This window comes from Pararhodobacter sp. CCB-MM2, assembly GCF_001691415.1.
Lineage (GTDB): Bacteria > Pseudomonadota > Alphaproteobacteria > Rhodobacterales > Rhodobacteraceae > Pararhodobacter.
The window spans coordinates 65,856-78,988 of the sequence record NZ_LRRR01000001.1; the positions used below are offsets into that span (position 1 = coordinate 65,856).

Below are 13,133 nucleotides of genomic sequence, written 5' to 3' on the forward strand. Positions count from 1 at the left end.
TCACCGTTCCTTCAGCTTGACGCGGTTGTTGTACATGTTCATCACCGTCGAGATGATCAGGCTGATCGCCAGATAGATCAGCATCATCAGCAGCATCCCTTCCAGCTCGCGGCCGGTCTGGTTGATGGTGATGCCCCCCAGTGTCGAACGCAGGTCCATGTAACCCACGGCGAGGCCGAGCGAGGTGTTCTTGGTGATGTTCAGGAACTGAGAGATCAGCGGCGGCACGATGACGCGCAGCGCCTGCGGTAGGATCACCAGCCGCATGGTGCGGTTGGGCTGCAGCCCCAGCGCGAAGGCGGCTTCGGTCTGGCCCTTGGAGATGGCCAGAATACCGGCGCGGACGATCTCGGCGATGAAGGCGGCGGTATAGATCGACAGGCCGATCCACATCGCCAGCAGCGAGTTCCGCATCTGGATCCCGCCCGAGAAGTTGAAGCCGCGCAGCTCCGGGTATTCCAGGTGGAAGCCCAGCGCGACCAGCACCACGATCAGCGGCACGAGGAACAGCGCGAGGCTCTTCCACCAGGTCACCGGGCGGGTGCCGGTCGCGTTCTGGACCTTGGTGGCGTTGGCCAGCATAGCCTTGTTGATCACGAAGGCCACGGCGAGGACCGCGATGATCAGCAGCCAGTTCAGCCCGGTGCCGAGGTCCGACATGCCGAACATCGCGCCGAGGTCGGTGGCGAACAGCGGGCCGGGCACGTAGACGCCGCGGTTGGTGAAGGCCATCGAATCGAAGAGGATCATCGAAGCGGCCGGGTCGTCGCCCCGGAACGCCGAGGGGGCCGGCATCGATTCCGACATCACCGCCGAGACGACGATGATCCAGATCAGCACCGGGACGTTGCGGAACGTCTCGATGTAGATCGTCATCAGCTTCGAGATGATCCAGTTGTTCGACAGGCGCAGGACGCCGGCCGCGACGCCCAGCACGGTGGCCGTGGCGCAGGCCATGACGGCCAGAATGAGCGTGTTGAGCAAGCCGACGACAGCCGCGCGTGCGTGGGTCGATGTCGAGGAATACTCGATCGGCCGCTGCGCGATGTCATAGCCGGACGTGGCCCAGAGGAAGTCGAAGCCGAACGGCTTGCCCAGCGCCTCGAGGTTGGTCTTGGTGTTGTAGACCAGCCATGCCGCGCCGAACATCAGCACGAAGAAGGCGAAGATCTGGATCGTCAGTGAGCGATACCGCGAATCGTAAAGCAGCATGCTCAGGCGAAATGACTCCCGTGGAGCCCCGCTGTCCATTGCCATAGATTGTCTCCCTGCATCCGTGCCCGGTTTTTTCTGCCTCGCACCCCTGAGTTGGGAGGGGGGTGTCGGGCGGCACGGTTATGCGTTGTCCAATAGGAAAACGGCGCGCGATGGTCTCATCGCGCGCCGCCAAGTCTCAAATTAGCGGAACGGCGGGGTGTAGAGCAGACCGCCCTGCGTCCACTGAGCGTTCAGGCCGCGGGCCAGACCGATCGGGGTTGCTTCGCCGATGGTGGCAGCGAAGATCTCGCCGTAGTTGCCGCCGGCGGCGATGGCATGCATGGCCCACTGGGCGTCCAGGCCGATCATCGCACCGAGGTCACCCTCGCCGCCGAGCAGGCGGTTGATTTCCGGGTTGTTGGTGCCGGCAGCCATCTGCTCGAGGTTGGACGAGGTGACGCCCAGCTCTTCCGCGGCGATCAGCGCGTTCAGGGTCCAACGGGCGATGTCGGCCCACTGGTCATCACCCTGGCGAACGAGCGGACCGAGCGGCTCTTTCGAGATGATTTCCGGCAGGATGACGTGATCGCCCGGAGCTTCGAACGAAGCGCGGGTGGCGGCGAGGCCCGAAGCGTCGGTGGTGTAGACGTCGCAGGCACCGGCCAGGTACTGCTGCTGAGCTTCGGCGTTGGTTTCGATCGGAACCGGCTCGTAGCTCATGTTGTTGATGCGGAAGTAGTCCGCCAGGTTGAGCTCGGTGGTGGTGCCGGTCTGGATGCAGACGGTGGCGCCATCGAGTTCGGTGGCCGACGACACGCCGAGCTCACGGTTCACCATGAAGCCCTGACCATCGTAGTAGTTCACGCCGACGAAGGTGAAGCCCAGGTCGGTGTCGCGCGAGAAGGTCCAGGTGGTGTTACGGGCCAGGATGTCGATCTCGCCCGAGGCCAGCGCGGTGAAGCGGGTCTGGCCGGTGGTCGGCACGAAGTTGACAGCCATCGGGTCGCCCAGAACGGCGGCAGCTACGGCGCGGCACACGGCCACGTCGAAGCCCTGCCAGACGCCGTTTGCGTCCGGGGCCGAGAAGCCGTTCACGCCGGTCGACACGCCGCAGTTCAGCGAGCCCCGGGCCTGCACGTCCTCAAGCGTCGTGGCCGAGGCATAGCCTGCGACCAGAGCAGCCGTGGCGAGCGTGCCCAGAAATACCGATTTTTTCATCTTTACCTCTTCCTGTTTCCCCACCCCTTTCGGGCGGGCGGTTCGGCCCCCTTGGGGACCCATTGCTGCCGGTTGGATCCGGCTCTGCATGGCCTGTGCCATGCGGCGCATCATAGCGATGCTGCGTAGGCGAATTTGTGCCGATTATTATTGGCCGTCAAGTCAATCATTCCAGATGGTGATGCCTAAGCAAGTGGCACAAGGGGCCTCAAAGCCGCCTTTTCATGCCGCAAACCTGTTGGGCGCTAACAGCCGCAGAGGGTGAAAAAACGGGCAGCATCAAGAAAGGCCGCGCGCTTGTGAGCCGCCTGTGCGGTGGCTTCCTCGTCCTCGCCCCATTGCTCGATCTGCCAGTCCTCATCGATTCGCGAGACCTGCCAGAGCGCCTCGGGCGCCTGCACGCCTTCGGTCACCGCCAACCCGATCACCAGCGAGCCGGACATCGCCACGAGGTCGTGGAACGCGGTCAGCTGGAAGGGGGTGAAACGGCTGACTTCGGCCGCCAGACGGCCCAACGTTTCGGGGCTTTGATCGGTCGGCATGATGCCTTGGGTGATCGACCATTGCACGCCATAGCGTCCCGCCGACCATTCCAGCAGCGGGTCCCAATGCGCGCGCTGGCGGGCGACCAGTTCCTCAGGGCCCTCGGCGCGGTAGCACAACAGATCCGTCTCGCCATAGGCGGCGATCAGTGCGGCAACCTCGTCGAATTGCACGCGCACCTTGTCGATGGCGGCATTGGCGGCACGGGTGGCGGGCATCGATTCGGGACGGATCTCGTCTTGCTGCGCGGACCATTCGGCGGCAATCAGCTCGGCCATGTCCCGCGTGGGCAGCGCCAGCGAGGCCTTGGCCGGCGTCTTGATCGCCCGACCGTCCAGCGCGATGGCAAAGCCTTCGGGCGTCTCGGTGACGGTGACCTCTTTCCAGAAGACCTTCTTGCCCCAGCCGCTCATGCCTGCCCCCAGATCTTGGCCAGCGCGGCGTCCAGCTGATCGTAGCCGTCGATCAGCACATCCGCCTTGGCCAGCCGTTCGCGCGGGTGATAGCCCCAAGTCACACCGATGGTGTGGATGCCCGCGGCCTTGCCCATTTCCATGTCGTATTCCGTGTCGCCAACGATCACGGCCTGCGCCTTGTCGACGCCAGTCTCCCGCAAGCAGGCCTCGACCATCGAGGGATGCGGCTTGGACGGATGGTCATCCGCCACCTGCTGCGACGAGAAGATGCCCTGCAGCCCATGCGCATCGATCAGCCCGTCCAGCCCGCGACGCGATTTGCCGGTGGCGATGGCGAGTTGCAGGAACGGGTCGTCGGTCAGCCGGTCCAGCGACGCGCGGGCGCCGGGGAACAGCGGGCTGCCCTCGGCCCCATGCGCCAGACGCAGCGCCTGGTAGCTGGTCTTGTAACCCGCGACCAGCGCGTCCTGCACGGCCGTGGTCTGCTCAGGCGCCAGCACCGCCATGGCGACGGGCAGCGAGAGCCCGACGATGCCGCGCGTGGCCTCGTCCGTCGGCGCCTCCAGCCCCTGCCCGGCGAAAGCCGCGCGCATCGAGGCAATGATATCGGCCTGGCTGTCGACGAGCGTGCCGTCGACGTCGAAAATCACCAGTCGCAGCGAGGTCATTCGAGCTCCTCGAACGGGTCCGCCGGCACGTCGGTTTCCTTCCAGCCCAGCGTCTGCCAGCTGCGCGCCATATGCGGCGACAGCGGGGCCTCGAGGGTGATCGGTTTGCCGGTCACCGGATGCTCGAAGCTGATGCGGCGGGCATGCAGATGCAGCTTGCGCGAGATATCCCCGCCCAGCTGCGCGCCCCAGCCGTCGCCCAGATTCTCCTGCCCCGAGCCGCCATATTTGCCGTCGCCAATGATCGGATGGCCGATCTCGGCCATGTGCGCGCGCAGCTGGTGCGTGCGCCCGGTGATCGGCACCAGTGCCACCCAGGCGGCACGGCTGCCCAGCCGTTCGAGCACCGCGTAATCCGAGGTCGCGCGCTTGGCGCCCTCGGTCTTCTCGATCTCGTTGGGATGGATGCAGCGCATCTTCTCGCTCTCGCCCCGCATCCCGGCCTTCACGAGACCGTAGCGGATGGTGCCCATCGCGGGCGCGGGCACGCCGGCGACGATGGCCCAGTAGATCTTGCGCGTGGTGCGGTGGCGGAAAGCCTCGCCCAGACGACGGGCGACGCGCGGGGTGCGCGCCAGCAGCAGCACGCCCGAGGTATCCTTGTCCAGCCGGTGAACCAGCACAGGCCGGTCCTTGTAGCCGAATTTCAGCGCCTCGGTCAGGCCGTCCACATGCCGGTCGCCCTGCCCCGAACCGCCCTGCGAGGGCAGGCCTGCGGGCTTGTTCAGCGCGATGATATGCTCGTCCTTCCACAACACGCAGTCGCGGATCATCTCGGCATCCGCGTCCGAGATCCCGGGCACCCGCGTCGGCGGCGGCGGGGCGGTATCGGGCAGCGGCGGGATGCGGACCTGCTGGCCGGCCTCGACCCGGTCATTCGCCTTCACGCGCTTGCCGTCGACGCGCAGCTCGCCCTTGCGGCAGAACTTCTCGACCATGCCCTGCGTGACCTGCGGGAATTTCTTCTTCAGCCAGCGGTCGAGCCGCTGCTCGCCCTCCTCGGGGCCGATGGTAACAGTCTGAACGCCGCTCATGCGGTGATGCTCCTTGCGATCCAGAGGCCCAGGGCGATGGCCGCGAGCGATCCCGCGACCGAGACCCCGACATAGAGGGCCGCGAGCCCCTGCTGCCCGCGTTCCCAGATCGTCAGGGCATCGAGCGAGAAGGCCGAAAAGGTGGTGAAGCCGCCCAGCACGCCGGTCATCAGCAGGGGGGCAAGACGGTTGGCGCTGAGATGACCCAGCACGACAACGACAACACCCATGACGAAGGACCCAATCAGGTTCACCGCCAGCGTGCCCCAAGGGAAGCCCGGCCCCATGAGCCGGATCGCCGCGACCCCGGTGAGGTAGCGGCCCGAAGCGCCGATGGCGCCGCCGAGGGCGACTTGGAGAAGCGTTGTCAACATGCCGCTGCCTTCGCCTGACCGGGGGCCAGAGTCAAGCAGAGCCCCCATTTCCCCCAGTGTTTCGCCGCGTTCTGAGCTTGGCGAAGTAGTCGGTGCGCTTCTTCAGCTCGCGCTCAAACCCCCGTTCGGGCGGCGCGTAGAGGACCGGACGCTTCACCCCCTCGGGGAAGTAATTCTGGCCGCTGAACCCGTCCTCGGCATCGTGGTCATACTGATAGCCCGCGCCGTAGCCCTGGCTCTCCATCAGCTTCGTCGGCGCGTTCAGGATATGCGCGGGCGGCATCGCCGAGCCGGTCTTCGTCGCCAGCTGCCGCGCCGCCTTGTAGGCGACATAGACCGCGTTCGATTTCGGCGCGAGGGCGAGATAGACCACCGCCTGCGCCAGCGCGAGCTCTCCCTCGGGGCTGCCCAGCCGCTCATAGGTCTGCCACGCGTCGAGGCATACCGATTGGGCCTGCGGATCGGCGAGGCCGATATCCTCGACCGCCATCCGGGTCAGGCGCCGGGCGAGGAAGCGGGGATCCTCGCCCCCCTCCAGCATCCGCGCGAACCAATAGAGCGCGGCATCCGGGTCCGAGCCGCGCACCGATTTGTGCAGCGCCGAGATCAGGTTGTAATGCTCGTCGCCCGATTTGTCGTATTTCGCCGCGCGCCGCATCAGGCGCTTGGACAGCTGCTCGGGCGTAAGGGTCCCGGTGACCTTCCAAGCCATCACCTGCTCGATCAGGTTCAGCATCGCCCGCCCGTCACCATCGGCCATTTCCAGCAGCGCATCGCGCGCCTCGTTGCTCAACGGCATCCGGCGACCGAGCTCATGCTCGGCCCGCTCGGCCATCCGCTCCAGATCGGCGAGCGTGAGACGCGACAGCACGATCACCTGCGCGCGCGACAGCACGGCGGCGTTCAGCTCGAACGAGGGGTTCTCGGTGGTCGCGCCGACCAGAAGGATCGTGCCGTCCTCCATATGCGGCAGGAAGCCGTCCTGCTGCGCCTTGTTGAAACGGTGGATCTCGTCGACGAAGAGCAGGGTCCCCTGCCCGTTCTGCCGCCTGAGCTTCGCCGCCTCGAAGACCTTGCGCAGCTCGGGCACACCCGAGAAGATCGCCGAGATCTGCACAAAATGCAGCGCGGTGGCCTTGGCCAAGAGCCGCGCGATGGTGGTCTTGCCGACGCCCGGCGGGCCCCAGAGAATCAGCGACGACAAGGCCCCCGCCCCCAACATCGCGCCCAAAGGCCCGTCCGGCCCCAGCACCGCCTCCTGCCCGATCACCTGCTCCAGGGTTTGCGGGCGCAGCCGGTCGGCCAAGGGACGCGGGGCGTCCGAGGCGGGCGAAACATCGGCGGTGGAATCGAACAGATCGGCCATGCCCGCAATGTAGAGCGCCCGCCGGGCCGGGGAAAGCCACCGCGCCAAGCCGCACGTCCTCTTCGTCCCGAAAACATCCAAGGGGGTGAGGGGCGCCCGGACGGGGCGCCGGTGGCGCGCCTTCAGCCCCGAACGCCCGCAGCGCAAGCGAAGGGCCGGGAGCGCGCGCTACGCGAGGAGGCTGACTGCCCCCTTCTTCCCCTTAACCCGGTTGCCATCCGCCCCCCGAGCGCCTAGCTCAGTCGCGTCTGCAAGGAGATCCCGATGACCGCGCCCATTCCCGTCACCCTCCTCACCGGCTTCCTCGGCTCGGGCAAGACCACGCTGCTGAACGCGCTGTTGAAGGACCCCGGCATGGACCGCGCGGCCGCGGTGATCAACGAATTCGGCGAAATCGGCCTTGACCACGACCTGATCGAAAGCTCGACCGAGACGATGGTGCTGATGGGCTCGGGCTGCCTGTGCTGCACCGTGCGCGGGGATCTGGCGGACACGCTGAACGACCTGCGCACCCGGCGCGAGGCCGGCGAGATCGACTTCGACCGCGTGGTGATCGAGACGACGGGCATCGCCGATCCGGGCCCCATCGTGCAGACCCTCGTGATGGATGGCGACCTGTCCTATGACTTCGCGCTCGACGGTGTGCTGGTCACCGCCGATGCCGCCACCGGCGCGCGCACGCTCGATCAGAATTTCGAGGCCGTGCAGCAGATCGCCATGGCCGACCGGATCGTGCTGACCAAGACCGACCTCGTGACCGAGGGCCAGCTGGCCGCCTTCGAGAAGCGGATCGAGGCGATCAACCCCGGCGCCACACGGACCAAGGCCGACCACGGGCGGATCGACCCGAAGATCCTGTTCGGCGTCTCGCTGCATCAGGAGAGCACCAAGAAACAGGCGCTGGACTGGGTGGCGATGGCGCCGAAGAAACCGGCGCTGCCGCCGCTCTCGGGGTTGAAGAACACCAACCCCCTGGGCCTGCCTCAAAGCCATGGCCTGTTCGCCAGCGGCACGGCGTCGCCGCGTCCGACCAGCCATGATGGCCGCGTCTCGTCGCAGTCGATCGAGATCGACACGCCGATCTCGCCCATCGTCTTCGACCTCTGGCTGGAAAGCCTGATGAACTCGGCCGCTGCCGATATCCTGCGGCTGAAGGGCGTGGTGCATGTGGAGGGGATGAAGCATCCCTTCGCCCTGCATGGCGTGCAGCACATCTTCCACCCGCCGGTGCCGCTGTCGCATTGGCCCGAGGACGATAAGGTAACGCGCATCGTCGTCATCGGCCGCGATCTGCCCCCCGGCTATCTGGCCGAGAGCCTTGCCTTCCTGCGCTCGCAGCCGCCGGTCACCGAACACAAGCTCTGACCGCAGTCCGGGCCAGACTGCCCGTATCCTGCGCACGACCTGCCCGCCCGGCCCAAAAGCCGGGCGTTGTGGGCCTTCCCTTGCGTCAATTTTATCGGTCCGGGACCGGCGCGTTGTCATGAAACTTGCGCTAGGTCAACGTAGACAGGGTTCAAAGCGCGATACCCGGTTAGTGACGCTTGATGAGGAGGCCACGTCCATGACCCCGCAATTTCACGCCAATCCCTTCGCCCCGGCCATCAGCTTCTGGTGCAGCCTGTGGCAGACGCAGCTGGAACAGAGCCTCCGTCTGTGGGGCGCCTTGGCGCAATATGTGCCCCATGAAAACGCCGCCGAACTCTCGGCAGAAGCTGACATGATGAAGCCGGTGGTCCGCACCGCCCGCGCCAGCACCGCCAAGACCACCCGCGCGCCCGCCAAATCGGCAGTCTCCGGCACCACGCCGCGCCCGGCGGCCCGCAAGGCTGCGCTCAAACCGGCCCCCAAACCGACGCCCGTCGCAGCCCCGGCGGCCAAGGTCGAGACCGCGCCCGCCAAGCCCGCTGCGGCGCCGGTTGCGGCCAAGCCCGCCGCCCGCCGTGCCCCTGCAAAGGCAAAGGCCGGATCCGAAGACCCGGCCAAACCCGTCGTGCATTGATCGGGCCGTTGCGCCGCGATCAATGCGCGGTGCGCACCGCCCAGCCTGCGAAGACGTATTCCAGCGCCACGACCGCATAGTACAGAACGATCCCCAGCGCCGCGAGCGCCAGCAGCACCGCGAACATCAGCGGGAAGTCGCTGCGGGTCTGCGCGCTTTGGAACAGGTGGCCGAGGCCGCGCCCGTGCGGGGTGATGATCTCGACAAGGTTGGTGCCGATGAAGGCCAGCGTCACCGCCACTTTCAGCGCGCCGAAGAACTCGGGCAGGGTCTTGGGCAGCGCGATCTTCCAGAACACCGTCATCCGGCTGGCGCCGAGCGAGCGCAGGATGTCCCGGTATTCGGGTTCCAGCGTCGACAGGCCGATGGCGACCGAGACGGCGATCGGAAAGAACGAGATCATGAAGGCCATCAGCACGGTGTTGAAATCATGCTGGCCCACGAACATCAGCGCGATGACCGGCACGACCGTCGCCTTGGGGATGGCGTTGAAGCCCACCAGCAGCGGGTAAAGCGCGTCGTTCATGGTCTTGGACAGGCCCATGACCATGCCCAGAAGCGTGCCGAAGACCACGGCGACGCCAAGGCCCACCACCGTGCGCCACAGAGTCTGCCAGCCATAGAGCCAGAACAGGTTCTGATAGCGTTGGAAGGCCGGCCACAGGTCCGAGGGCGAGGCCATCTTGTAGTCCGGCCAGCCCATGACCCAGACCAGCGCCTCCCACAACAGCAGCAGCACCACGATCGCCGCGATCGGGATCAGGATCTTTTTCCAGTCGATCATGCCTCGACCCTCCCTTGGGCGATCTGGATTTCACGGCGCAGCACGGCAAGGCGCTCGACCGTGTCGGGGTCGTAGAGCATCTCCAGCGGGCGGGGGCCCGGCATGTCGATCTTCATCACATATTGCGTGGTCGCCGGACGGCCCGAGAGCACGACGACCTGATCGCCCAGATAGACGCTCTCGCGCAGGTCATGGGTGATCAGCAGGGCGGTGAAGGGCTCTTTCGCGCGTAGCTGGTGCATGGTCTGCCACAGGTCTTCGCGCGTGAAGGCATCGAGCGCACCGAAGGGTTCGTCGAGGATGATGATATCGGGCTTGTGCACCAGCGCCCGGCACAGGCTGGCGCGCTGGCGCATGCCGCCTGACAGTTCGGAGGGGCGCTTGTTCTCGAAGCCTTCAAGGCCGACCATGGCCAAAAGCTCCTTGGCGCGGGCCTCTTTCTGCGCCTTGGGCATCGTCGGCGCGACGATCTCCAACGGCAGGATCACGTTCTGCAGGATCGTGCGCCATTCCAGCAGCACCGGGTTCTGGAACGCCATGCCCACGGTCTTGCGCGGGCTCTTCACCAGCTCGCCATGCAGCCAGACCTCGCCCTGATCGGGGAACATCAGCCCGGCGATGAGGCGGGTCAGCGTCGACTTCCCGCAACCCGAGGGGCCGACGACAGCGCAGAAGCTGTTCTGCGGGATGGCGATATTGAGGTTGTTCAGCACCGGGAAGGGCCCGGATTTGGTCTTGTAGGCGTGGGTCACGCCCTTGATCTCGATCAGGTTTTCCACCCGCGTCCCCCTGTTTGCGAGAAAGGCCCGACCATGACGGCCGGGCCTTTCGCTGTCACGACGGCCGTTGCGTCACTGCATCATCAGGCTGCCGTCGGTCGGCAGGTAGGCGTCGGTGAAATAGCGCGAGGGCTCGGCAGTGTTGGTGAAGGTGTAGCCCATGCCGATCTGCTCGAGCGCGGTGGCGAAGCGGTCAGCGTCGATATTGCCGAGGCCGTGTTCCATGACCCATTCGGTCAGGATGTTGTCACGCAGCGCCATTTCCAGACGGTCGACTTCCAGCTCGCTGTCCAGCGCCGGGTTGCGGGCGGCGATGGCGGCGACACCGGCGGCCGGGTCGGCGGCGGCGTCACGGACACCGGCGGCCACGGCGCGCAGGAAGCCGGTGACCAGCTCAGGGTTGGCTTCGGCCCAGTCGGTGTTGACGATGATCGCGTTGCCGTAAAGCTCGACGCCGTAATCGGCCATCAGCATGACGACGATGTCGTCTTCCGGCACGCCCAGACGGATCGTCGACAGCGACGAGGTGAAGGAGAAGCCGGTCACGGCATCGACTTCACCGGCGGCCAGCATCGGCTCGCGGGTCGGGAAGCCGACGGGCTCCACGGTGATGGTGCTCATGTCGAGGCCCTGCTCGGCGGCGAAGACCGGGAACTGCGCCCAAGCGCCATCGGGGGGCGGGGCGCCCAGCACATGGCCCTGCAGATCGGCCGGCGTCTCGATCCCGAGGCTGCGGCGGCCGACGACGGCGAAGGCCGGGACGTCGTACATCATCATCACGGCGGTGACGGGGGCGTCGGGGTTCTGGTCGATGAACTTGATCACCGAGGCCATGTCGGCAAAGCCGATCGGGAAGGCGCCGGTCGCGACCTTCGGAATCGCATCAAGCGAGCCCTGACCTTGCGACACTTCAACCTCAAGGCCTTCTTCCGCGAAGTGGCCGTTGTCGATGGCAAGGAAGTAGGGCGCGGCAGGGCCCTCGAAACGCCAGTCCAGCGTGAAGGGAACAGCGGTCTGGGCAAAGGCCGGCGCGGCGAGGCTGGCGCCGATCAGGCTGGCAAGAAGAAGGGTACGAGTCACGTCGAGGGCTCCCATGTGCAACGGATTGACGTCATTGTCGGCGCTCCCCCGTCGCTGGGCACGAGTCACCGTTCGCTTTGCACGATCGCGGCGATGGCCGCCCATTGGGCAGGCGAGAATCGCACGATCTGCCCAAGATTATGGCAAACTTTGCCTGCGGGTTTCGATATTCGCCTGAAACACTTGTCGCAGAACCCGAAGAATAGCCCTGCACGGGCTGGCTATGCGTCCGGTTATTCTGCCGCCAGATCGCTGATCCCCGCCCTGCGCGGACCGACACAGGCCGCCAGATCCAGCGCCGCCAGCCGGGCCACGACGCGGGCCATGACCTGCCGGAAGTCCTCGAACGCGGGCAAGGGCTCCACCCGCTGCTCATCCAGATAGAGCGCGCGGTCGATCTCGATCTGGATCGCGTGCATCCCCTGCGAGGGCTGACCGTAACGCTGAACGATATAGGCCCCGGCGAAGGGTGCGTTGCGGGCCACCGTGAACCCGGCGTCACGCAGGACACGCTCTACCGCCTCGACGACCCCGGGCGCGGCCGAGGCCCCCCAGCGGTCGCCCAGCACCACATCGGGGCGGGCGCCGCCGCGCGCGACATAGCCGTTGAGCGCCTCATGCGGCATCGAATGCATGTCGCACAAAAGGACCCGCCCGAATCGCGCCTTCTGCCGCAGCAGCAGATCGGACAGCGCCGCATGATAGGGCGTCCAGTAGCGGGCGATTCGGCGCTCGGCCTCGGCCATCGGCAATTTGCCGCGATAGATCGCCCGTCCGTTCGACACCACGCGGGCCAGAACCCCCAGCCCCGAGGCGATGCGCGGGTTCAGGCTGGCGCGCGGCGCGTCCTCGATCAGGGCGGGGTCGAATTCATCGGCGGCGCGGTTGAAATCGACATAGGCGCGCGGCACCTGCGTGGTGACGACCGGCGCGCCATGGCGCGTCGCATCGCTGAGAAGCAGGTCGATATAGGCATCTTCCGAGGACCGCAGCACACGCTGGTTGACCTGCGCGCGGGCCATCAGGTCCGCCGGGTAAACCCGCCCCGAATGGGGGGAGGCAAAGACCACGGGCGAGGTGATCTCGGCGGGTTCGGCAATCTCGACAGGGCTCGGCATGGGGTCGTCCTTTGTGTCGAGTATATCGGGCAAAATTCTCGTGCGGAAAGCCCTTGCGCAGGTCCGCGAGTCTATTTATAGACCCCTCCACGGACGCGGACCCAACCTTGCGGAAGGGCCGGCAGTCAGGGCGCGTAGCTCAGTGGTAGAGCACTACGTTGACATCGTAGGGGTCACAAGTTCGAACCTTGTCGTGCCCACCATTGCCTCCCTTCGGGTGAGGCGGGTGATCATCGCGCCCCCGGGGAGAAATCCCAAGGGGCGTTAAAGTTTCAAGGCGCTCAGCGCCGCGAAGAGGAGACGACCGATGAAGGTCAAGAATTCCCTGCGCTCGCTGAAGCAGCGCCACCGCGATTGCCAGATCGTGCGCCGCAAAGGCCGGATCTACGTGATCAACAAGACCCAGAAGAAATTCAAAGCTCGTCAGGGCTAATACGCTGGGTCTTCTCGGGTTTCCGAGGGACAGGAAAGGCCACTCCTCCGGGAGTGGCCTTTTTCGTTGTGCCAGACGCCACGCGGTGCGGGCAGGCAGAGGGTGCATGTCGTCTCGCCCC

14 protein-coding genes and 1 tRNA gene are annotated in these 13,133 nt (G+C 66.2%); 4 read left to right on the top strand and 11 right to left on the bottom strand.

Annotation, left to right across the window (positions count from 1 at the left end; genetic code table 11):
- From BCY78_RS00310 to BCY78_RS00340, 7 genes are all read right to left on the bottom strand, one after another.
- Positions 1-1,257: an amino acid ABC transporter permease gene (locus BCY78_RS00310; protein ID WP_068296207.1), complete on the bottom strand. Its 1,257-nt coding sequence runs from the start codon at positions 1,255-1,257 to the stop codon at positions 1-3.
- Between the two features lie 141 nt (positions 1,258-1,398).
- Complete coding sequence (locus BCY78_RS00315; protein ID WP_068296211.1) at positions 1,399-2,415, bottom strand: amino acid ABC transporter substrate-binding protein; 1,017 nt, start codon at positions 2,413-2,415, stop codon at positions 1,399-1,401.
- 245 nt (positions 2,416-2,660) lie between these two features.
- Positions 2,661-3,371: an ATP12 family chaperone protein gene (locus tag BCY78_RS00320; RefSeq protein ID WP_068296214.1), complete on the bottom strand. Its 711-nt coding sequence runs from the start codon at positions 3,369-3,371 to the stop codon at positions 2,661-2,663.
- Positions 3,368-4,042, bottom strand: coding sequence for an HAD-IA family hydrolase (locus BCY78_RS00325; RefSeq protein ID WP_068296218.1), 675 nt, complete (start codon positions 4,040-4,042; stop codon positions 3,368-3,370). The genes BCY78_RS00320 and BCY78_RS00325 overlap by 4 nt, the downstream gene beginning before the upstream one ends.
- Complete coding sequence (locus BCY78_RS00330; protein WP_068296221.1) at positions 4,039-5,076, bottom strand: RluA family pseudouridine synthase; 1,038 nt, start codon at positions 5,074-5,076, stop codon at positions 4,039-4,041. Before BCY78_RS00330 ends, BCY78_RS00325 begins: the two co-directional genes overlap by 4 nt.
- The gene (crcB, locus tag BCY78_RS00335; protein ID WP_068296225.1) at positions 5,073-5,450 is read right to left on the bottom strand and encodes a fluoride efflux transporter CrcB; all 378 of its coding nucleotides are present in this window, start codon (positions 5,448-5,450) and stop codon (positions 5,073-5,075) included. The genes BCY78_RS00330 and crcB overlap by 4 nt, the downstream gene beginning before the upstream one ends.
- A 31-nt stretch (positions 5,451-5,481) precedes the next feature.
- Positions 5,482-6,816 carry a replication-associated recombination protein A gene (locus BCY78_RS00340; RefSeq protein ID WP_068297579.1) on the bottom strand — a complete coding sequence of 445 codons (1,335 nt, stop codon included), beginning with the start codon at positions 6,814-6,816 and terminating at the stop codon, positions 5,482-5,484.
- Between the two features lie 264 nt (positions 6,817-7,080).
- Here BCY78_RS00340 and BCY78_RS00345 point away from each other — a divergent pair, with 264 nt between their 5' ends.
- Positions 7,081-8,181, top strand: a complete 1,101-nt coding sequence (locus BCY78_RS00345) for a GTP-binding protein (protein ID WP_068296228.1) — start codon at positions 7,081-7,083, stop codon at positions 8,179-8,181.
- A gap of 199 nt (positions 8,182-8,380) precedes the next feature.
- Complete coding sequence (locus tag BCY78_RS00350) at positions 8,381-8,818, top strand: hypothetical protein (protein WP_068296231.1); 438 nt, start codon at positions 8,381-8,383, stop codon at positions 8,816-8,818.
- A 19-nt stretch (positions 8,819-8,837) separates the two neighbouring features.
- Here the strand turns inward: BCY78_RS00350 and BCY78_RS00355 are convergent, their stop codons facing one another.
- The 4 genes from BCY78_RS00355 to BCY78_RS00370 form a co-directional block, all read right to left on the bottom strand.
- Complete coding sequence (locus BCY78_RS00355; protein WP_068296234.1) at positions 8,838-9,602, bottom strand: ABC transporter permease; 765 nt, start codon at positions 9,600-9,602, stop codon at positions 8,838-8,840.
- A complete protein-coding gene (locus BCY78_RS00360) occupies positions 9,599-10,381 on the bottom strand; it encodes an ABC transporter ATP-binding protein (RefSeq protein WP_068296236.1) in 783 nt (260 codons plus the stop codon). The genes BCY78_RS00355 and BCY78_RS00360 overlap by 4 nt, the downstream gene beginning before the upstream one ends.
- 72 nt (positions 10,382-10,453) lie before the next feature.
- The gene (locus tag BCY78_RS00365; protein ID WP_233499319.1) at positions 10,454-11,461 is read right to left on the bottom strand and encodes an ABC transporter substrate-binding protein; all 1,008 of its coding nucleotides are present in this window, start codon (positions 11,459-11,461) and stop codon (positions 10,454-10,456) included.
- A 233-nt stretch (positions 11,462-11,694) separates the two neighbouring features.
- Complete coding sequence (locus BCY78_RS00370; RefSeq protein WP_068296242.1) at positions 11,695-12,579, bottom strand: N-formylglutamate amidohydrolase; 885 nt, start codon at positions 12,577-12,579, stop codon at positions 11,695-11,697.
- Positions 12,580-12,707: 128 nt separating this feature from the next.
- Between BCY78_RS00370 and BCY78_RS00375 the strand changes: the two genes are divergently transcribed.
- Positions 12,708-12,782 (top strand) — tRNA-Val (locus BCY78_RS00375).
- A gap of 104 nt (positions 12,783-12,886) precedes the next feature.
- Positions 12,887-13,012, top strand: a complete 126-nt coding sequence (ykgO, locus tag BCY78_RS00380) for a type B 50S ribosomal protein L36 (RefSeq protein ID WP_068296245.1) — start codon at positions 12,887-12,889, stop codon at positions 13,010-13,012.
- Positions 13,013-13,133 lie beyond the last annotated feature (121 nt).